Here is a 19,814-nt window from a genome sequence, read left to right as displayed (position 1 = left end):
TATATATGTGGAAATTTGATCGTTGAGTGCGGTGGGGAGATACCTACATTTTATGGAAGTGACCTACCCGAACCCGAGGTGATCGCGTGGCCGTTCCGCTCCGCAGAAAACTGGCTCACTGCTCCTTTTGCGGAGTGAACGAGCTGGCCGCGGTCCCCCTGATCACCGGTACCGGGACCGCCATCTGCGTGGACTGCGCGTACGCCGGGATAGCCGCCGTCGAGGGACGGCGCCGCGCCCGGCGGGCGTCCGGCAGGCTCACCCCCTCGATGCTGGTGGCCCGCCTGGACGAGCACGTCATCGCCCAGGACACGGCCAAGCGGGCGCTGAGCGTGGCGGTCTACAACCACTTCAAGAGGATCGGCAGGATCGGCACCGGGGAACGTTCCACCCGGCTCGCCAAGTCCAACATCCTGCTGGCCGGACCGTCCGGCACCGGCAAGACCCTGCTGGCCGAGACGCTGGCCAAGACCCTGGACGTGCCGTTCGTGGTGGCCGACGTCACCTCGATCACCCAGGCGGGCTACGCCGGGGAGGACACCGAGTCCATCTTCCGCCGCCTGGTGACGGCCGCCGACGGCGACCTCGCCGCCGCCCAGCACGGCATCGTCTTCCTCGACGAGGTGGACAAGCTCGCCCGCAGGGAGACCGGGACGCTGGACGTCTCCGGCGAGGGCGTGCAGCAGAGCCTGCTGAAGGTGCTGGAGGGCACCCAGGTCTCCCTGGACCCGCGCGGCGGCGCCGGCGGAGGACCCGCGGGCACCGAGACGCGCCGGCTGGACACCTCCGACATCCTGTTCGTCGCGGGCGGCGCCTTCGTCGGGCTGGACGAGATCGCCGCCGAGCGCGGCGGGTCCCGGGGCATCGGCTTCGGCGCGGACATCGGCGGCGAGCGGGCCCCCGCGCCCGAGGTGGAGCCGCAGGACCTCGTCTCCTTCGGGCTGCTCCCCGAGTTCGTGGGCCGCATGCCGGTGGTGGTCCAGCTCCAGCCGCTCGGCCCGGCCGAACTGCGCCGGATCGTCTCCGAACCCGTCGGCTCCCTGCTCTCGCAGTACGAGGAGCTGTTCCGGCTCGACGGTCACGTGCTCTCGTTCACCGACGAGGCGCTGCTCGCGGTCGCCGCCGCGGCGCACGGCAGGAAGACCGGGGCCAGGGGCCTGCGAGCGATCATGGAAAGCACCCTGCTCGGGCTGATGTACGACAGCCCCGACTGGGACCCGGGACGGCGCCTCGTCGTGGAGGCCGCCGACGTGCGGGCCGCCGCCGGCGAGACGGCGCACCGCCCGCCGGTCCCGGCACAGACCTCCCCGCCCGCCGAGGCGGGGCGGAACACCGAACACATCGAGCGGAGGGCTCCGCTTCCGCGTGTCGTGCAGGCCGCGGCGCCCGTCCGCCCGATGTGAACCGTCACCCACGCGAGCGTGGGATCAGCAAGGAGACAACATGACAACCCCCCAGATCGTCAACCCGCTCCCGCTGCAGACCGAGTTCCCCCCGGTCGCCGACGTCGAGTTCCAGCAGTCCGAGCTCAACATCCCGATCGTCTCGGGCGGCGAGGTCAAGGAGATCCTCAAGATGACGGCGGTGCTCCGTCTCGACCGCGGCGCCCCCGTCACCAACGCCGGTGGCCACCGGCAGTTCGAGTTCGCCATCGAGCAGTGGGAGGTGGCCGGCTTCTCCGAGACCTTCGGTGAGTTCGTCACCATCACCCTGTCCGACACCCCGCAGCCGCGCAGCCTGGCCATCGCGCAGCAGGCGGGTACCGACTACCCGGCGATCATCGTCTACAACGCCATCTTCGACGTCTACGTGGGCAAGCGCCGCGTGGCCGAGAAGGTCACCGGCCTCGGTGTCGGCGTCGACGCCTACGAGGTCCCCCCGCGCGTGAACATCCAGTTCCAGAAGGCGTTCCCGCTGGGCCCCGGCATCGAGGCCAGCGCGGGCGCCTGCGCCGAGGAGACCGCCCTGAACGAGGGCGACTTCCAGGCCAAGGTCGACGAGTTCCGCCAGCTGCGCGGCTGAGGACTCGGCCAGCCCAGGCGGGCCCGCGACCGGCGACGGTCGCGGGCCCGTCCCGGACTCCGGTACGGAGATCTCAAGCGGCGGGCGCGGCCCCGCCGGTTCCACCCCGTCCCACCCCGGTGCCCGCGGCGGCGTGACGTCACGGCACCCTCCCCCCGAGAGGAACCTTCCTTGACGTCCCTGAGTTTCCGGCCGGGCAGCAAGCAGGACCCGAGTTACGCGCACGAGGACGGCAGCCACTCGCTGCTCGTCACCGACATCATCCAGCGCGGCACGGCCAGCCAGATCTACCGGGCCCTCACCGACCCCACCTCCCTGGCCGCCTGGACCGGCGAGCCCGCCGGCGAGACCTCCGAGGGGGTGCGCTGGAGCATCGCGGAGTTCGGGCTGACGGCGACCACCGCGGAGCTGGTCCTGGGCGAGCGGGTCGCGGTCACCATGGAGTGCGAGGGCTGGCCCACGCGCAGCAGCGTCGCCGAGATCAGGCTCTGGCCGACCCCCAGGGCGACCATGGTCGTGGTCACCCACCGCGGCCTGTCCGAAGCCGACCTGGAGCACGCCCGGCAGATGTGGGCGCCCCGTGTCCTGGACCGAATGCGCTGGTACATCTGCGCCGTCGGCCCGCAGAGCAGCCCGGTCGGCGTCGTCGACCGGGGTGAGAGGGGATGAGCCGGGTCGAGGCGCGGCTCGCCCCGCCTCCCGCGCCGGCGACGGCGTACGCGGTCTCGCTGCGCGGGGCCTTCACGGTCGCCTTCCTGCTGCGTTCCTCGCAGATGGGGACCATCGCCATCATCGTCCCCTACCTGCTGGACCGCGGGGTCGAGCTGCCGATGCTCGGCACCGTCATGGTCTGCTCGGCGTTCGGCGCCGCCGCCTCCAACCTGATCACCGGACGGCTGGTGGACCGCTTCGGGGCCTGGCGGGCCCTGGTCGGCGGCTGCGCGGTGGCGTTCCTCGGCGCGCTGGCCTTCATCATGATCTCCTTCCTCCCGGCGATGGCCGCCGCCTACCTGTTCACCACGGGTGGCATGGCGGCGGCCGGGAACGCGTTGCGCACCACGATCGGCCTGGGCACCCCCGCAGCCGAGCACGAGCGGACCTTCGGCCGGTTCAACAGCGTGGGGACGGCCGGGGCGCTGGTCGGGCCGATCCTGGTCGGCCTGGTCGTGATCGACGGCACCGCCGCCGCCCCCTGGTTCGCGGTGGTGGCCCTGGGCAGCGCCGGGATCGTCAGCCTGCTGAGCCGCAGGGCGGCCCTGCCCGTCGAGCTGCGCAAGGACGGCGCCAAGGCCACCGAGAGCACCGGGAGCACCGAGAGCACCGAGGCCACCGAATCGACCGAGGACGCCGGATCCGCCGGGGACGCCGGGGGCACCGCGAAGGCGGACGGGACCGCCCCGGCCGGGCAGACGGCGAAGGACCCCTCGCTGCCGGACGTGCTGCGCTCCATCGGCCCGGTGGTCGCCCTGGTCTCGGCCACCGCCACCATGTACGGCGTCTACGCCGTGCTGTGGGGCCCCTACCTGCGCGAGCTGGGCGCGGCCGACCCGATCATCCCCTGGTCGTTCACCGCGACGATGCTGCCGGTGGTGCTGCTGTCGCCGCACGCCTCCAAGGTGCTGCCCAACACCCCGCGCTGGCTGGTGGTGGGCGTCGTCACCGGCCTGCTGGGCGTGCTGGCCTTCGCGTACGCGCTGACGACCAGCATCTGGATGGCCATCGTGATCTCGGTGGTCGAGGGCGTGCTGATGGCCATCTCGGTCCCCCTCACCTACGCGCTGATCACCAAGCTGGCGCCCCCGGCGGCACTCGGCCGCTCCTTCGGCGTGGCCAGCGCCTCGGACTCGATCTCCTCGGGCATCGGTACCTCGATCGCGGGGGTGCTGATCGCCGCGGGCGGCGTGGCGTTCGTCTTCCAGCTGGCCGGTGCCTACTGCGTGCTCGGCACCGCCCTGGCGATGTTCTGGTGGTGGCGCAAGAGCGTCCGGCGCTGAACCTCCCCGGGTAACGGCGGCCCGTGACCCGGGCCGCCGTACCGGCCGGTCAGGAGGCCGGCGCGTCCAGGATCGGGATCAGCTGCTCCTCCTCGTAGGTCAGGTGGGCCTCCAGCTCGCCGGTGAGCCGCTCGACCTCGGTGAGCACCGGCAGCGGGTCGGTACGGTCGGCGGAGACGACCTCGCGCAGGTCGCCGAGAAGGACCGCGATCTTCTCGTGCTCCTCGCGGAGCCGCTCCAGGACCGGTTCCAGCTCGGGACGGTCGCGCCCCAGCATCGGGAACATCATCATGTCCTCACCGGTGTGGTGGTTGTGCAGCCCCTGGCAGAGCGTCAGGCAGTTCACCCGGAGCTGGGCGCCCAGGCCCGGACCCGACCGCGCGACCTCCTCGCGGATCAGGGCCAGCTCCCGCCGGAACGCGTCGTGGACCAGCGCCAGGTGCGCGCCCCAGGACGTGACGTTCGGCGCCGGAGGCCCGTCCCCGGCCTGCCGGAGGGCGACCACCGGGATGACGCGGTCGATCTTGGCCTGGTAGTCGGCCCATCCCGGCTCGGCCTCGGCCGCGCGGGCGAAGACCCGGTCGCGTTCGGCGCCCTCCAGCACGACGGCCCGCGCCTCGTAGGTGAAGGCGCCGGTCTCGACCGTGACCCGGGGGTCGGCCACCAGGTTGTGGAACCACGCCGGGTGTCTCGGCGCGCCCCCGGCCGACGCGATCACCAGGACCTGGTCACCGCCGTCGGGAAGGTAGCCGAGCGGGGTCGTGTGCGGGGCGCCGGACCGCGCGCCGACCGTGGTCAGCAGCAGCAGCCGGGCCCCCTCGAAGAAACCGCCGACCCGGCCCGCGTTCGCGCGGAACTCCTCGATGACCTGCCGGTTGAAATCATTGGGCATTCTCTGTACGCGCTCCTGTGTCGATGGCCCGCGAACCGTTCGCGGGCATGGCGAATGACCGCACGGCGGGAAATGCGAAATCACCGTCGGGTGATGCCGTCCGCGATGCGGGTGACAATGGGAAAGGGCATGCCGGATATCCGGCGGGGGCGGATGTCCCGCCCGCGGGACCGGTTCGTCAAAGGCACGCTGAAGCGACGGTGACCTGCACCGTCGTACTCATGGGAACGTCGCGCGGAATGCGCGGGAAAAGAAAAGGCGGGCCTCTGGCCCGCCTGGCGATCACGCCGTGGCCGGGCTACCCACTCGCTCTTGGCACAAGGCCGACCCGGCAGTCATGAATTCAATGTAGTGCCTGACGGCCGGACGGGGCAACACGGGTTTTCCATGGGACGTCTTTCACCGGCGCGTCCTGTCGGCGGCCCTTTTCGCGCGCCTGCGGGCGGCCGGGCGCCTCCCGTCCGCCGCGGCTCGGTCCGCGGGGCGCCCGAGCGCGCAGCCGAGGTGATCGTGAGGAGGGGTGGACGGGCTCGGACGGCGCGACGAACCACGCCTATCCTTCTCCCATGGCACTGCTGTTCGAGAATCGCGAGTCCGACTCGCCGTGGATCGAGACCGTGTGGACCTGCACGAGCGACCGGGTCGCGGAGATGACCTCGGTGGCGGCGGTGTGCTGGGGCCTGGTGTTCTGGGAGCTCGACGGCACGGCGTACGCGAACGTCTCCGGCCCCGAGACCGGGACCGGCACCGCGCCGGTGCCGGAGGGCGCGACCTTCGTCGGCATCGAGTTCGCGGTGGGCACCTCACTCCGGGCCGTGCCCACACCGGCCCTGGTCGACGGTGGCGTCGCGCTCCCCGACACCACGCACCGGGCCTTCCGGCTCGACGGTCTCCGCTGGGAGACGCCCGGCCCCGACGACGCCGAGGCCCTGGTCGGCCGCCTGGTGCGCGCCGGAGCCGTGGTCCGCGACCCGCTCGTCGCCGAGGTCCGCCGAGGCCACCGTCCGACGGCCGCGGAACGCACCGTCGAACGCCGGTTCCGCGCCGCGACCGGCCTCACCCAGGGTGCCGTACGGCAGATCGAACGCGTCCGCGGCGCCTCGGCGCTGCTGGCCGCCGGCACCCCGGTCGCCGACGTCGTCTCCAAGCTCGGCTACTTCGACGAACCGCACCTGGCCCGTGCGCTGCGCCGGTACGTCGGGCGTACGGCGCTGCAACTCCGCGAGGGCACCGGCGGCGCGATCGCCCTGGATCTGGGTCAGCCGACGACGTCGTAGATCATCTTGACGACACCGTTCGGGTAGGCCTCGGACGTCCGCAGGCGCAGTGCCTTCTTGTCCTGGTCCGCCCTGCTGAACAGGCTCTTGCCGGCTCCGAGCAGCACCGGGAAGACGAGCAGGTTGTACCGGTCGATCAGGCCCGCGTCCGACAGGCGCCGGGCGAGTTCCGCGCTCCCGTGGATGAAGATCGCGCCACCCTCGCTCTTCTTGAGCTCGGCGACGTCCTCGGTCGAGCGCAGGATCGTCGTCGTCCCCCAGCCCTCGGTGAGGGCGTCGTCGGGCAGCGTGGACGAGACCACGTACTTGGGCAGGTCCTTGTAGGCGGCGTGGTCCTCCGAGTCGCGCCAGAACGGCGCGAACACCTCGTAGCTGCGGCGGCCGAACATCAGCGCCGTCGTGTCCTCGAGCTCCTCGCCCTTGAGCGAGAACGCCTCGGGCAGGAACTCGGGGTCGGCCACCCAGCCACCGCTGCGGTGCCCCTCGCTCGGCCCGCCGGGGGAGTCCACGACGCCGTCGAGCGAAACGAACGCGGTATAGACCAGATCACGCATGTGATGTTCTCCTCAATGCTCGGCGACGAGGCCGCCGGGTGGATCGACCAGCAGATGAGCGCGGGCACTCCGACACGGCGTAGTACCCACACTCATGCTAGGAAACGCCGCCGCGGCCGTCTTGTACGAAACCGGCGGCCCGAGGAGATACCGGCGGCCCGAGGAGATGACGGCGGCCCGAGGAGATACCGGCGGCCCGAGGAGATGACGGCGACGCCACGACCGGGCGGTGGCCGCGCGGACCGGCGTCGGCGCAGCCCGCCCCGCGCGGCGGAGCGGGCTCCGCGTCCCCGGTCCGGTCCCGCGGCCTCAGGCGGGACGGGTGATCATGTAGGCGAGACCGACGAGGATCACGACGGGAATGAGCCAGACCACGGCCTCGATGGCGAATTCCTTGTACACGGGAGCATCCCTCCGCAACGGCGATCGGCGGCAGTACGGATCTCCGACGATAACCGCCGTCACCGTTCCCGGCCAGGATCCGGCGGCCGTGCCGATGCCCGCGCGCTCGTGCGGCCCGTCGCGGCTCGTCGTTCTCCGTGCGGGCCGGCGGTTCGGTTCCCGGCCCGTGGTGCCGTCCTACGCGGGGTCGGCGGAACCGACCACCACCGGGTCGTCGGAGAGCTCCCCCTCGACCACGTCGGCGACCACGCAGGTGATGTTGTCGGGTCCCCCCGCCTCGCGGGCGAGCTCGATCAGCTGCCGGGTCACCTCCGCCAGGTCGTCGACCTCGGCGAGCACCTGGCGCAGCCGCTCGGCCTCGACCACCCCGGACAGCCCGTCGGAGCAGAGCAGGTAGCGGTCCCCGAGCTCGGCGTCCCGCAGGGAGAGGTCGAGTTCGAGGTTCTCGCCGCCGTCGAGGACCTGCAGCAGGATCGACCGGTGCGGGTGGCGGGCGGCCTCCTCGGCGGTGATCCGGCCGTCGTCCATCAGCGTCTGGACCAGGGTGTGGTCGTAGGTGATCTGGTACAGGTCGCCGTTGCGGAGCAGGTAGGCGCGGGAGTCGCCGATGTGGGCGAGGGCGACGCGCGAGCCGTTCCAGAGCATCAGGGTCAGGGTGGTGCCCATGCCGCTGAGCGTCGGGTCCTCCTCGACCAGCTCGCGCAGGCGCTGGTTGGCCCTGCGGACCCCGGCCTCGGCCGCGGCGGCGAGGTCGCCGGGGCACTCCTGGTCCAGGGACGCGACGGTGGCGATCGCCGCGGAGCTGGCGACCTCACCGCCCACGTGACCGCCCATCCCGTCGGCGACGGCGAGGAGCCGCGCGCCGGCGTAGGCGGCGTCCTCGTTGCCTTGCCGGACCCGGCCCACATCGGAGCCTGCCGTATAGCGCAGCGTGATCATATGCACACCACTGGATCGTCGAGTTGCACGAGCTAAGCCGCTTTCGGACAGTTGGGATGGGCACGGGCGAACCGAGATGTTCCACGATCCACTGAACACCATGGTGGCGCAAGCGGCCTGGGGAAGTGTTGCCACATCTGTTGACGGCCGTGGCGGCGCGTAAGCTGTTTCAGAACCACTCTCCTGGGCCCCTTCGGTGCGGTTGCACCGTGCCCGGAGTTCCGCGCCTTACGCACCGAGGAGACCAGGAATGGCCGCGATCATTCAGGAGGCGGCACGGCGCCGCACGTTCGCGGTGATCAGCCACCCCGACGCGGGTAAGTCGACCATGACCGAGGCGCTGGCCCTGCACGCCTCGGCGATCAGCCAGGCCGGCGCGGTGCACGGCAAGTCCGGGCGGCGCGGGGTGACCTCCGACTGGATGGAGATGGAGAAGGCCAGGGGCATCTCCATCACCTCGGCCGCGCTCCGCTTCGAGTACCGCGGGCACATGTTCAACCTGGTCGACACCCCCGGTCACGCCGACTTCTCCGAGGACACCTACCGGGTGCTGGCCGCCGTCGACTGCGCGGTCATGCTGCTGGACGCGGCCAAGGGCATGGAGCCGCAGACGCTCAAGCTGTTCGAGGTCTGCCGGCACCGCCGCATCCCGGTGATCACGTTCGTCAACAAGTGGGACCGGCCCGGACGCGAGGCCCTGGAACTGCTGGACGAGATCGAGGAGCGGACCGGCCTGAAGCCCACGCCGATCACCTGGCCGATCGGCACCGGAGGGTTCTTCCACGGGGTGGCCGACCGGGCCGCCGACCGGATCGTCCGCTACACCCGGACCCCCGGTGGCGCCACCAAGGCCATCGAGACCGACCTGACCGCGGAGCGGGCCCTGGCCGAGCTGGGCGAGGACTGGGAGCGGGCCAAGGACGAGATCGACCTGCTCTCCGCGATCGGCGCCGACCACGACCAGAAGGCCTTCGAGGCGCACGAGTCCACCCCGGTGCTGTTCGGTGCCGCGCTGTCCAACTTCGGCGTCGGCCGCCTGCTGGACGCCATGGTCGACATCGCCCCCGCGCCCACGCCCCGCCCGGACGTGCACGAGGACCCGCGCCCGCTGGAGAAGCCGTTCTCCGGGCTGGTCTTCAAGGTGCAGGCCAACATGGACCCCTCGCACCGCGACCGGATCGCCTTCGTCCGGGTCTGCTCGGGCAGGTTCGAGCGCGGCATGGTGCTCGTCCACGCGGCCACGGCCCGCCCGTTCGCCACCAAGTACGCCCAGTCGGTCTTCGGCCAGGAGCGCGCCACGATCGACGAGGCCTACCCCGGGGACGTGGTCGGGCTGGTGAACGCCAGCGCGCTGCGTCCCGGTGACACCCTCTACGACGGCCCGCCCGTGGAGTTCCCGCGGATCCCGAGCTTCGCCCCCGAGCACTTCTCCACCGCCCGGGTCCGCGACTCCAGCCGGTCCAAGCAGTTCCGCAAGGGCATCGAGCAGCTCGACGCCGAGGGCGTGGTGCAGGTGCTCCGTTCCGACGTCCGCGGTGACCAGTCGCCGGTGCTCGCCGCGGTCGGCCCGATGCAGTTCGACGTGGTCAAGCACCGGATGGGCGCCGAGTTCAACACCGAGATCCTGATGGACCGGCTGGATTTCAGCATCGCCAGGCTCACCGACGCCGAGTCGGCGCCGATCCTGGCCCGCCAGCGCGGGGTGGAGGTCTTCACCCGCTCGCTGGACGGGGTCCTGCTGGCGCTGTTCACCGACGAGTGGCGGATGCGGGGCGTGATGCGCGACCACCCCGACCTGGTGCTGAACGCCCTGCTCGCCGACACGCGAGGCTGAGCGGGCCCTGGGACCCACCCGAGGGCACCCGCGGCAGGAGCCGATACAACGACGCATGGTGAGATATGAGGCTATGAGCGCGATTAAGCCGATCAAGTGGGGCATTCTGGCGACCGGCGGCATCGCCGCCACCTTCACCGAGGACCTGAAGCTCCTGCCGGACGCCGAGGTGGTCGCGGTCGGATCGCGGTCGGAGGAGTCCGCGCGGGCCTTCGCCGACCGGCACGGCATCCCCCGCGCCCACGGGAGCTGGGCCGAGCTGGCCGCCGACCCCGACGTGGACATCGTCTACGTCGCCAACACCCAGAACGCCCACCACGACGCCGTACGGACCTGCCTCGAAGGCGGCAAGGCCGTCCTGTGCGAGAAGGCGTTCACCCTCAACCGGGCCCAGGCCGACGATCTGGTCGGCCTCGCACGGGAGCGGGGCCTGTTCCTGATGGAGGCCATGTGGACGCGCTGCCTCCCGGCCGTCCGCATGATCATGGAACTGGTGGAGGGCGGCGCCGTCGGCCCGGTCGCCACCGTCCACGCCGACTTCGGGTTCTCCGTCTCCGTCCCGCCCGACCACCGGCTCCGTAACCCGGAACTGGGCGGTGGCGCGCTGCTCGACGTGGGCGTCTACCCCGTCTCCTTCGCCCACATGGTGCTCGGCGCCCCCGCCGGGGTGCGGTCCTGGGCGCGGCTGACCCCCGAGGGGGTGGACGAGACCACCGGCGTGCTGCTCGGCTACGACAGCGGGGCGGTCGCCCTGCTGTCCTGCGGCATCACCACGCACAGCCCGGTCGCCGCGTCCGTCTCCGGCCCGCTCGGCCGGATCGAGGTGCCGGGCCCGTTCTTCCGGCCCGACACCTTCACCCTGCACCGCACGGAGGGCGAGCCGGAGACCTTCCACGTCCCCTTCGAGGGCAAGGGCATGTTGCACGAGGCGGCCGAGGCCATGCGCTGCCTGCGCGAGGGCCTGCTGGAGAGCCCGCTGATGCCCTGGCAGGCGACCCTGGACGTGATGGGCGTCCTGGACGAGGTCCGCGCGCAGGTGGGGGTCCGCTTCCCCGGCGAGTGAGCCGCGGCCGGGCCGTCGCGACGGCCGCGTGACGGGACGGGGGAGGAGCGGCCCACCGGCAGGGCCGGCTGCCGGGGCCGGGATCCGCTCGCTCGGCCGGGATCCGCTCGCTCGGCCGGGATCCGCTCGCTCGGCCGGGATCCGGCCGCTCAGCCGGGGACGGCCGCCACCATCGCGCGGACGGCCGCCTCCATCCTCAGCGCCGAGGCGCGGTCCACGGCCGGCTCGAAGGGCCTGCCCCCGCGGTACGCGGTGAGCGGCGCGGCCGGGGGACGGTCGAGGAGGGCGGTGATCGGCGGCACGGCGTCGTCCACCCGCTGGGCGAACAGCGCCGACACCGCCCGGACGACGCCGCGTACCGGCTGCCCGAAGGACTCGTGCATCCCGGTCGCCACGAACCCGGGGTTGTAGAGCACGTACCGCGTCCGCCCGCCGTCGTGCACCGAGGCCAGCAGCTCGACGGCCCTGGCGCCCTGCATCGTCGCGGTGAAGGGCCGGTACCCCCGGGTCAGCTGGAGGTCGTCCCAGCGGATCCCCGCCGAGCGGGGACCCCCGACGCCGCACAGGTTGACGATCACCGGTGCCGGTGCCCCCTGCAGCGGCTCCCGCAGGCCCTCGGCCATGAGCAGGCGGCTGAGCACGTACAGCGCGAAGGTGCGCTCGAACCCCTCCTCGGTCTCGGCCCTCGCCGTGTTGTACCTGAAGGCCCCCAGAACCAGCGCGTCGATCACCGGGAACTCGTCCCGGAGCCGCCGGGCCAGGTCGCGGGTCCGCCGGACGGAGGCGAGGTCGGCCCGGACGAAGCGCGCCCCGGGCACCCGTTCCAGCAGGCGCCGGCCGCCCTGCTCGGTGCTTCCCACGGCGACGACCAGGTCGCCCCGCCCCACGTGGTGGCGGGCCAGGGCCATGCCGATGCCACTGGTGCCTCCGGTGATCACGATGGTCCGTCGCATATGTTGAGGCCTTCCTCAAGTTGAGATCGACCTCAACTTAGCTAGACTCCGGGACATGCGCAAGGACGCCCTGCACAACCGGGAACGCCTCCTGGCGGCGGCCAGAGGGCTCTTCGCCGACCGTGGGCTCGACGTGCCGCTCGAAGAGATCGCCCGTACGGCCGGGGTCAGCATCGGCACGCTGTACAACCGCTTCCCCACCCGGGCGGAGCTGGTGGAGGCGGTGTTCGAGGACCGGGTGGCGACGGTCGCGCGGCTGGCCGGGCGGGCGCTGGAGGCGGACGACGCCTGGGAGGGCTTCACCACGTTCATCACCGCGGTGTGCGAGCTGCAGGCCGCCGACCTGGGCTACAACGACCTCGCCGTACGCGGGGCCGCGACCGCGACGGACCCCGGGTACGCGTCGATGCTCCGGATCGTCGAGCGCGCCCGGGAGTCGGGCGCCCTGCGCGACGACGTCACCATCGCCGACATGGCGTTCGTGCTCTGGGGGGTCGCGGCGACGGTACGAGCCACCTCCCGCGTCGCGCCAACCGCCTGGCGGCGGCACCTCGCGCTCACCCTCGACGGCCTGCGCGCCGCCGCGGCCCACCCGCTTCCCGTCCCGCCCATGTCGGTCGAGCAGACGCGCGCGGCGCTGGACGGGTGCGGCTGAGTGGGCTCGGGCGGGCCGTCAGACGGGCTGCCAGTCGTGCCGGTCCAGGAAGGCCCGCACACCGGTGGCGTACTCGGTGAAGGCGTCCTGGACCGCGGAGAGGTCGGTGACGTGCGTGCGGAACATCCGCCCGCGCACACTGTCGCGGTACTCCAGCTCGTAGCCGGACGGTTCCGGGGAGGTCTGGACGAAGTGCTCGCCGAAGACGACCAGCGCCATGAACGGGTTCTGCGGGGACAGGGTGGTGAGCGCGTCCGAGACGAGCCGCAGGTCCGGGCCGATCACGATCATCCCGTCGCCCGTGCGCATCTCCATGGTGGGGTAGACGCCCCGAGGTCCCAGGTTGTGCACCAGGTGCCGCTGCGGGTCGTAGCAGACCAGCCCGCACTCGGCCGCCAGCGCGAAGATCTCGGCCGAGACCTCGTCGGCCTCCTGCGGGGTCAGGGTGACCAGGATCAGATCGGGGGAGAGCCGTTCGGCACCGGGAAGACGCTCGGCGAACGCGACCACCCCGGGGTGCGGCTCCGCGACCTCGTCCTCGTCCTCGGCCATGCGCTCGCCTTCGGCCGTGCGTTCGCCTTCGGCCGCGCGCTCGCCGGAGCCCTGCTCGAAGGCCCCGGTCCCGCCGGGCCGCTCCGCGTGGCCTTCGTCCTCACCGGAAGGCGCCGGGTCACCCTCCGATGCCGCGTGGCGCGCCGCCTGGAGAACGCTCCGGGCGTGCTCCCGGGTGATCGGTTCGGGCTCGTACCAGACGGCCAGTTCGAAGCTCACGGTCCCATTGTCCCCCGGTCGGGACGGCCCCGCCGAACCGGAGGGTTCACCCGGACGGGCTCACGGAATCGGGGGCGTCAGGCCGGGGGCCGGTCGCCGACCGCGACCCGCGACAGCTCCACGGTGCAGAACGCGCAGCGCTTGGCGTCGATCGGGATGTCGCTCAGGCACTCCGGGCATTCCTTCTCGGTGGCCTTCTTGTCCCGGTCGAAGAAGCCGATCAGGCGGGTCATCGGCATCACGACCAGCCAGTAGATGACCGCGGCGATGATCAGGAAGGTCAGCAGGTGGTTGATGAAGTCGCCGTACATGAACTTGGAACCGTTGATCGTGAACATGTACTGCGAGAAGTCCGGCTGCCTGCCGCCCGTGACGGCTCCGATCAGGGGGGTGATGAGGTCCTTGACCAGTGCCTGGATCAGCCCGCTGAAGGTCGCCCCGACCACCACCGCGACGGCCAGCTCGACGAGGTTGCCCCTCAGCAGGAACTTCTTGAATCCGCCCATCCTTGGCGCCCTCCAATCGTGAAGACGCTGGACTACCCGTCGTTCAGCGGGCAAACCTCCTGTCCCGCCGGGCGATCCGCCGGAACCAGGGGATGTCGAAGCGTCCTCGGCGGATGGACCGGACGAAGGAGTCCCACTCCGCCAGGGTGAAGACGAGGACCGGTCCGTTCGTGCCGTTCTTGCCGTCGCGCACGCCGACGCTGCCGTGCTCGAAGGCCACCTCTACGCAGCTTCCGTTGTTGCACGCCGGCCGGTGCCAGGCGCTGTTGCTGAACCGAGGTCGGCCCGTCATGCGCTCTCCCAGGAGTTCGGTCGTGAAACCGGGATGTCATGCCGGGAGCATCGTAATATATGTTGCTGAAATGTAAATGTTTCTTTTTGGTTGTACTATGTACCGGGACCGTGATTACGGTCCCGGTACATGTTTAAGTCCATCTATGAGAGGTCGTATTCGCCCTGCTTGATGGCGTGGACGAAGACGGCCCAATCGCCGCGCGAGTAGCGCAGCAGGCCGCCGTCGGGATTCTTGGAATCACGAACACTGACCATGTCGGACGCAAAGGCCACTTGGACGCAGTTCCCCGCGTTGCAGCGCGAAGAGATGCGCCACTCCATGGGGGGAGTGGTCGTGCCTTGCGGTGAGTTCATTGACACTCCCGGTGTCTTTGGAAAGGATAGGACCCCTGTTGCGGGGGCGTCCTGGCACCACCGGTGTGACGCGGGAGTTCTTTTTATCTCTGCGAAATACGCTTTTTCCCTTTAGTTCATATAGGTCCGCATCATCTGGGCGATGCATTCCAGTGAGGCGCGGGGATCCAGTGCCGTGGCGCGGATCTGGTCGATCGCCTCCCGGTGCACGTCCAGGTCGTCGGATCTCTCCAGGTACTCGTTCCGGACGAGGATCTCGATGTAGACGACGTGCGAGCCCACGCCCTCCTCCATCTCCAGGTAGACGAACGGGCTGCCCGCCCCCATGTAGGCCCCCTTGTCGAACGGGACGACCTGAAGGGTGACGTGGCGCTTCTCCGCGATCACCAGTGCGTGCTCCAGCTGGGCTCTCATGATCTCGGTGCCGCCGACCCGACGGTGCAGCACGGCCTCGTCGATGAAGGCCCAGTAGCGAGGGGGCTTCGGCCTCTCCAGCACGGCCGGCTGGCGCGCCATGCGGGCGGCGACGCGCCGCTCCAGCACGTCGTCGGCCATCCGCGGCAGCAGTCCCCGGATCAGGGCCCGGGCGTAGTCCTCGGTCTGGAGCAGGCCGGGAAAGCACGCGGTCTGGAACTCGGTGATCGACGACGCCCCGGCCTCCAGCTCCATGTACGTGTACAGGGCGTCGTTGCCGAGGTCGCCGTGCTCGTGCTTCAGGCCGGGTTTGCGGATCTCCCGGGCCAGCGTCATGAGCTGGTCGATCAGGTCCTCGTCGCTGATGCCGTAGGCGGCGCAGAGGTCGCGCACGTCCCTCTGGCTGGCGCCGCGCTGGGCGTTCTCCATCCTGCTGATCTTCGAGGGGGTGCAGAGCAGCACCTCGGCCGCCTGCTCGACCGTCAGCCCGGCCTGTTTGCGCAGCTCCCGCAGCCGGCCCCCGAGACGGCGCCGACGAAGGGTCGGGTTGTTCTCGGCCATCGGCGCACCCTCTTCTCGATGCCACCGACGGGCGGACCGGTCTCTGTCCGGCCTCCGGTACGACCCGGTACGGAGCGGCGGCACAAACCAACGGAAAGATCTACTGGCAAATGCTACATGGCAATTGCCAATTTCATGTTGCCAGCGGCACAAAACAGGGGTAGGCAAAGGGTAAGGCCCGGGAAGGGCGAATCTTCAGGGGGTGAAGCCTTGAAGCACGACGTCGAAGGCGGGAGCGGCCGCTCGATCGGAGTACGAAGCTTAGCGATCATCGGCCTCCGGGCGCTGGACGATTGGATCTTCGGGGAGATCGACGCGTTCGCCTGGGTGCAGGGATGGGAGATCGACCGCGGTCGCCTGACCGCGCACGCGTACCGCTCCCCGAGCTTCGACGCCCTGCAGCGGTGCGGACTGTGCGGCGGCGAGGGGCGGACCGGCGCGCGGGGGCCCGCGCGGGCCCTGGCCGCGGCCGGTGCCGACGAGCCCACCGGCGCGGTGCCGGGCGGGAGTGGCGCGGTGGCGGGCGCAAGCGGCGCGGTGGCGCGCCAGAACGGCCGGGCGGCGGTCGGGCCGGCCGAGCGCGACGGCGACGTGTGCGGGCTCTGCGAGGGGGACGGGCGGATACGGCGGCTGCGGGCGGGGGCGGGCCTCGAACCGTGAGGGGTCACCGGCCGGGCGGACCTCCGTGTCGCGGAGGGGGGCGACCCCGTCCGAGGAGCCGGGCCTGACCGGGACGGCGGGGTGGGAGCCGGTGAGGGCGAGGGCCGGTCGCGTGAAGGCCGGAACGGCAGGCGAAAGGTACTATCGGCGCAGTTCAATGCGAGGTGGGCCGGATGGACTTTCGCGTGCTGGGCCCGGTCGGGGTGCTCGCCGATGACGGGACGGTGCTGGACGCCGGTCCCTACCAGCAACGGCTGGTGCTGGCCATGTGCGTCCTCGCCGCGCCACGGCCGGTCGGGCCGCACCGGATGATCGACGCGCTCTGGGAGGGCGATCCTCCCCCGGGGGCGCTCAACACCGTGCAGGCGTACGTCTCCAAGCTCCGTCGGCTCTTCGAGCCCGGCCGGACGCGCAGGGTGGCCCCGACGGTCCTGGTCACCAGGCCGGGCGGGTACGCCCTGGACGTGCCGGTCACCGCGATCGACCTGGGCCGGGCCCGGGAGCACGCGGCCGCGGGCACGGGCCGGACGGCCGCGGGCGACCACGAGGGGGCGGCCCGGGAGCTGCGGCGGGCGCTGGCGCAGTGGGGCGGCGAACCGCTCGCGGACCTCGCGGCCTCCTCCTGGGCGGCCGAGGAGGCCGCGCACCTGGCCGAGTTCCGGCTGACGGTCGAGGAGGACCTGGCCGGGGCGGAGCTGGCGCTGGGCCGGGGGGCGGCGCTGAACGGCAGGCTGGCCCAGCTGGTCGCCGCACACCCGTTCAGGGAGCGGCTGCGGGTGCTCGCGGCGCACGCCCTCTACCAGGCGGGCCGGCAGGCCGACGCGCTCGCCGTGCTCGCCGAGGGGCGGCGGCTGCTGATGGAGGATCTGGGGCTGGACCCCGACGCGGGTTCCCGGGAGATGGAGCGGCGCATCCTGGCCCAGGACCCCGCCCTGACCCCCCGCCCCCCGGCGGGCGTGCGGAGCGCGCCGAGCACAGTGGACGCGGTGGGCGCGGTGGGTGCGGCGAGCACAGTGGGTGCCGCGGACGTGACGAACCAGGCGGACGCGACGAACCGGGCGGGCGTGGCGAACCGGGCGGGCGTGGCGAGCGCGGGCGGGGACGCGAGGACGGGGACGACCGCCGAGGCCGGGCAGGACGACGGGCCGGTCGGGAGGGACGCCGAGACCGCGGTGCTGGAGCGGGTGGTCGCCGGGGACGGGCACCGGGTGGTGCTGCTCGCCGGGGAGCCGGGCATCGGCAAGACCCGTCTCGCCGAGCACGCCGCCGACGCCGCGCGGGCCCGGGGCCGGCGGGTGGTGTGGGGCCGCTGCTGGGACGGCGCCGGCGCGCCCCCGTTCTGGCCCTGGACGCAGGCGGTACGGGAGCTGGTCGGCAGGGACGGGGAGCTGGCGCAGCTCACCGGCACCGGAGCGCGACCGGGCCCCCAGGGCACCCCGGGCACCCACGGCACGCCGGGCACCCAGACCACCCAGGGTGCCGCGCCCGGGACCGGGCAGTTCGAGCTGTACGAGGCGTTCGCCCGGCTGCTGAACGAGCACGGCCGGACGCTGGTGGTGCTCGACGACCTGCAGTGGGCGGACCCGTCGTCGCTGCGATTGCTGGAGTTCCTGGCCTCCACCCGGCTCTGCCCGGAGCTGACCGTGGTGGCGACGTACCGCGACACCGGGGGAGGGGAGGCGGGGCCGCTGGAGCGCACGCTGGGCGCGCTGGCGCGGCTGCCGCACGTGCGGCGGCTCCCGTTGCGCGGCCTGAGCGAGCAGGAGATCCGCCGCTACCTGGAGCGGGCCGGGGCCGACCCGGGCAGGGCGGCCGAGATGGGCAGGCTCACCGCGGGCAACCCGTTCTTCCTGGGCGAGGCGCTCCAGCTCGGCGAGACGCCCGGGGCACCCCAGGCGCTGTCGGACGTGGTACGCGGGCGGCTGGCGGGCCTGCCGCCCGGCACCGAGGAGGTGCTGACCGCCGCGGCGCTGCTCGGCCGGGAGGCGGACCTCGACGTGCTGACCCGGGTGGCCGGACCGCCCCCGGAGCGGGTGCTCGACATCGTCGACGCCGCCGTGCAGGCCCGGCTGCTGGTCGCCGAGGACGGGCCGGGCTGCCGGTTCGTCCACGACATCGTCCGCGACGTGCTGCGCGAGGCGCTGCCGCCGCTGCGCCGCAGGAGGACGCACGCGCGGATCGCCGAGGTGCTCCGGGAGCGGGGCGGGACGCGGCTGAGCGAGATCGCCCACCACTGCCGCGAGGGCCTGCTCGGCCCGGAGTCGGTGGCCGTGGCCATCGGCTACACCCGGCGCGCGGCGGCCCAGGCCGGTGCCCAGTTCGCCCACGAGGACGCGGTGGAGGGCCTGGAGAAGGCGATCGCGCTGGTCGACCGGCTCGCGGAGCCGGACGCCGCGCTCCGCTGCGACCTGCTGCTCGACCTGGCCGAGGCACAGTCCGCGGCGGGGACGGGCGGCGCGGCCCGCGCCTCGCTGGAGGCCGCCGCGGAGCTCGCCGAGGAGCTCGGCGACGACGCCCGGCTGGCCAGGGCGGTGCTCGGCTTCTCCGACCCGCTGCACCTGGCCATGTACGAGGAGATGACCGGCATCGACCGGACGGCCGAGCGCATCGGCCGGGTCCTCGCCTCCGGCCTGGCCTCCGACTCGCCGTGGCGGGCCCGGCTGCTCGCCGCCGCCGCGCTGACCGGATCGACCGGCCGGCCGGTGGAGCGGAGCGTGGACATGGCGCGGGAGGCGGTGTCGCTGGCCCGCCGCAGCGGTGACGAGGCGACCCTGGCCAGGACGCTGATCGCGCTGGAGATCCTGCTGCGTTCCGACCGCGACCACGAGCGCGGGCGGGAGGTCGTCGCCGAGATCGTGGAGCTCGGCCGCCGTACCGGGGACCTGGTCACCGAGTGGATCGGCAGGGAGAACGCGTACGTCGAGCTGATGGCCCGCGGCGAGGCCGGGCCCGCCGCGGAGCTGCTGGCCTGGCTGCGGGAGAACGCCGGGCGGCTGCGGCTCCCCTCGATGGTCAGCCTCGCCGAGTGGCAGGCCGCGGTCCGCGCCTACCTGTCCGGGCACCTCGCCGGCGCGCTCGCCGCGGCCGACGCCTCCGGTGCCGCCCACCCCGAGGGGGCGCTGGGCCGCGACGACGCGCTGCTGCGCCGGGAGACGTTCCGCTTCCTGTCCCTGCGCGCCGCGGGCGAGAGCGGCCGGGCGCTCGCGCTGGCCGAGGAGATGCTCGGCCGCCGGCCCGGCCAGCGGCCCTGGGCGATCCTGCGCTGCCTGGCCCTGGTCGACCTGGGCAGGACGGACGAGGCGCGCGGGGTCCTCGCCGGCCTGGCCCGGGACGGCTTCGCCGCGATAGGCCCCGAGCTGGCCTACCGGTTCGTGGCGGACGCCGTCAGCGAGATCTGCGCCGCGCTCGGCGACGAGACCGCGGGCAAGGTCCTGTACGGCCTGCTCGCACCGCACGCCGGACGGCTGCTGGGCTGGTCGCAGGCCGACCTCTGCCTGGCCAGGCTGGCCCTGCTCGGCGGCGACGAGGAGCGGGCCGCGGCCCACCTGAGCGCGGCCGGGGCCTTCGTGGCACGGGCGGGCCTGCGCGTGTACGAGCCCGCCGTCCGCGCGCTGGTCGCACGCCTGAGGCCCGTCCTGTCCTAGTCTCGTGAGCGCGTGCCGTGTCCAC

Annotated in this window: 19 protein-coding genes; 10 read left to right on the top strand and 9 right to left on the bottom strand. The window is 72.4% G+C overall.

Annotated elements, in window-relative coordinates:
• The first annotated feature begins 86 nt into the window (after positions 1-86).
• From clpX to ABD832_RS04625, 4 genes are all read left to right on the top strand, one after another.
• Positions 87-1,403 (top strand): ATP-dependent Clp protease ATP-binding subunit ClpX, encoded by a 1,317-nt coding sequence (gene clpX, locus ABD832_RS04640; protein ID WP_344888824.1) that lies wholly within the window; start codon positions 87-89, stop codon positions 1,401-1,403.
• 40 nt (positions 1,404-1,443) lie between these two features.
• Positions 1,444-2,022, top strand: a complete 579-nt coding sequence (locus ABD832_RS04635; RefSeq protein WP_344888821.1) for a hypothetical protein — start codon at positions 1,444-1,446, stop codon at positions 2,020-2,022.
• A 171-nt stretch (positions 2,023-2,193) separates the two neighbouring features.
• On the top strand, positions 2,194-2,691 hold the full coding sequence (locus tag ABD832_RS04630; RefSeq protein ID WP_344888818.1) for an SRPBCC domain-containing protein: 498 nt from the start codon (positions 2,194-2,196) through the stop codon (positions 2,689-2,691).
• Complete coding sequence (locus tag ABD832_RS04625) at positions 2,688-4,016, top strand: MFS transporter (RefSeq protein WP_344888815.1); 1,329 nt, start codon at positions 2,688-2,690, stop codon at positions 4,014-4,016. Before ABD832_RS04630 ends, ABD832_RS04625 begins: the two co-directional genes overlap by 4 nt.
• A 49-nt stretch (positions 4,017-4,065) precedes the next feature.
• On the opposite strand, the gene ABD832_RS04620 is transcribed toward ABD832_RS04625, so the two are convergent.
• The gene (locus ABD832_RS04620) at positions 4,066-4,908 is read right to left on the bottom strand and encodes a nitroreductase/quinone reductase family protein (protein ID WP_344888812.1); all 843 of its coding nucleotides are present in this window, start codon (positions 4,906-4,908) and stop codon (positions 4,066-4,068) included.
• 566 nt (positions 4,909-5,474) lie between these two features.
• Here ABD832_RS04620 and ABD832_RS04615 point away from each other — a divergent pair.
• The gene (locus tag ABD832_RS04615; RefSeq protein WP_344888809.1) at positions 5,475-6,185 is read left to right on the top strand and encodes a helix-turn-helix domain-containing protein; all 711 of its coding nucleotides are present in this window, start codon (positions 5,475-5,477) and stop codon (positions 6,183-6,185) included.
• On the opposite strand, the gene ABD832_RS04610 is transcribed toward ABD832_RS04615, so the two are convergent.
• Together ABD832_RS04610 and ABD832_RS04605 are read right to left on the bottom strand one after the other, a co-directional pair.
• A complete protein-coding gene (locus ABD832_RS04610; RefSeq protein ID WP_344888806.1) occupies positions 6,167-6,739 on the bottom strand; it encodes a dihydrofolate reductase family protein in 573 nt (190 codons plus the stop codon). The two genes, ABD832_RS04615 and ABD832_RS04610, sit on opposite strands and share 19 nt — an antisense overlap.
• A gap of 579 nt (positions 6,740-7,318) precedes the next feature.
• On the bottom strand, positions 7,319-8,080 hold the full coding sequence (locus ABD832_RS04605) for a PP2C family protein-serine/threonine phosphatase (protein WP_344888803.1): 762 nt from the start codon (positions 8,078-8,080) through the stop codon (positions 7,319-7,321).
• 250 nt (positions 8,081-8,330) lie between these two features.
• On the opposite strand from ABD832_RS04605, the gene ABD832_RS04600 reads away from it, so the two are divergent.
• Together ABD832_RS04600 and ABD832_RS04595 are read left to right on the top strand one after the other, a co-directional pair.
• A complete protein-coding gene (locus ABD832_RS04600) occupies positions 8,331-9,914 on the top strand; it encodes a peptide chain release factor 3 (protein ID WP_344888800.1) in 1,584 nt (527 codons plus the stop codon).
• A 73-nt stretch (positions 9,915-9,987) separates the two neighbouring features.
• Positions 9,988-10,977, top strand: coding sequence for a Gfo/Idh/MocA family protein (locus tag ABD832_RS04595; RefSeq protein ID WP_344888797.1), 990 nt, complete (start codon positions 9,988-9,990; stop codon positions 10,975-10,977).
• 149 nt (positions 10,978-11,126) lie between these two features.
• Here ABD832_RS04595 and ABD832_RS04590 read toward each other — a convergent pair whose 3' ends face one another.
• Positions 11,127-11,930, bottom strand: a complete 804-nt coding sequence (locus ABD832_RS04590) for an SDR family NAD(P)-dependent oxidoreductase (protein WP_344888795.1) — start codon at positions 11,928-11,930, stop codon at positions 11,127-11,129.
• Positions 11,931-11,985: 55 nt separating this feature from the next.
• On the opposite strand from ABD832_RS04590, the gene ABD832_RS04585 reads away from it, so the two are divergent.
• Entirely contained in the window at positions 11,986-12,585 is a 600-nt protein-coding gene (locus ABD832_RS04585; RefSeq protein WP_344888792.1) for a TetR/AcrR family transcriptional regulator, read from the top strand.
• Between the two features lie 18 nt (positions 12,586-12,603).
• On the opposite strand, the gene ABD832_RS04580 is transcribed toward ABD832_RS04585, so the two are convergent.
• The 5 genes from ABD832_RS04580 to ABD832_RS04560 all read right to left on the bottom strand — a co-directional run bounded on the left by ABD832_RS04580 (position 12,604) and on the right by ABD832_RS04560 (position 15,485).
• Positions 12,604-13,356 (bottom strand): hypothetical protein, encoded by a 753-nt coding sequence (locus ABD832_RS04580; protein ID WP_344888790.1) that lies wholly within the window; start codon positions 13,354-13,356, stop codon positions 12,604-12,606.
• Between the two features lie 77 nt (positions 13,357-13,433).
• Positions 13,434-13,862, bottom strand: a complete 429-nt coding sequence (gene mscL / locus ABD832_RS04575; protein WP_344888787.1) for a large conductance mechanosensitive channel protein MscL — start codon at positions 13,860-13,862, stop codon at positions 13,434-13,436.
• 43 nt (positions 13,863-13,905) lie between these two features.
• Positions 13,906-14,154 (bottom strand): DUF397 domain-containing protein, encoded by a 249-nt coding sequence (locus ABD832_RS04570; protein WP_344888784.1) that lies wholly within the window; start codon positions 14,152-14,154, stop codon positions 13,906-13,908.
• Between the two features lie 143 nt (positions 14,155-14,297).
• On the bottom strand, positions 14,298-14,477 hold the full coding sequence (locus tag ABD832_RS04565; RefSeq protein WP_344888781.1) for a DUF397 domain-containing protein: 180 nt from the start codon (positions 14,475-14,477) through the stop codon (positions 14,298-14,300).
• Positions 14,478-14,621: 144 nt separating this feature from the next.
• Positions 14,622-15,485, bottom strand: coding sequence for a helix-turn-helix domain-containing protein (locus ABD832_RS04560; protein ID WP_344888778.1), 864 nt, complete (start codon positions 15,483-15,485; stop codon positions 14,622-14,624).
• Positions 15,486-15,695: 210 nt separating this feature from the next.
• On the opposite strand from ABD832_RS04560, the gene ABD832_RS04555 reads away from it, so the two are divergent.
• Entirely contained in the window at positions 15,696-16,145 is a 450-nt protein-coding gene (locus ABD832_RS04555) for a hypothetical protein (RefSeq protein ID WP_344888775.1), read from the top strand.
• A gap of 173 nt (positions 16,146-16,318) precedes the next feature.
• On the top strand, positions 16,319-19,789 hold the full coding sequence (locus ABD832_RS04550; RefSeq protein ID WP_344888772.1) for an ATP-binding protein: 3,471 nt from the start codon (positions 16,319-16,321) through the stop codon (positions 19,787-19,789).
• Positions 19,790-19,814 lie beyond the last annotated feature (25 nt).

The organism is Streptosporangium longisporum (assembly GCF_039534895.1).
Lineage (GTDB): Bacteria > Actinomycetota > Actinomycetes > Streptosporangiales > Streptosporangiaceae > Streptosporangium > Streptosporangium longisporum.
Note: the sequence above shows the minus strand (reverse complement) of the source record. Positions and strands in the feature narration are given on the sequence as shown.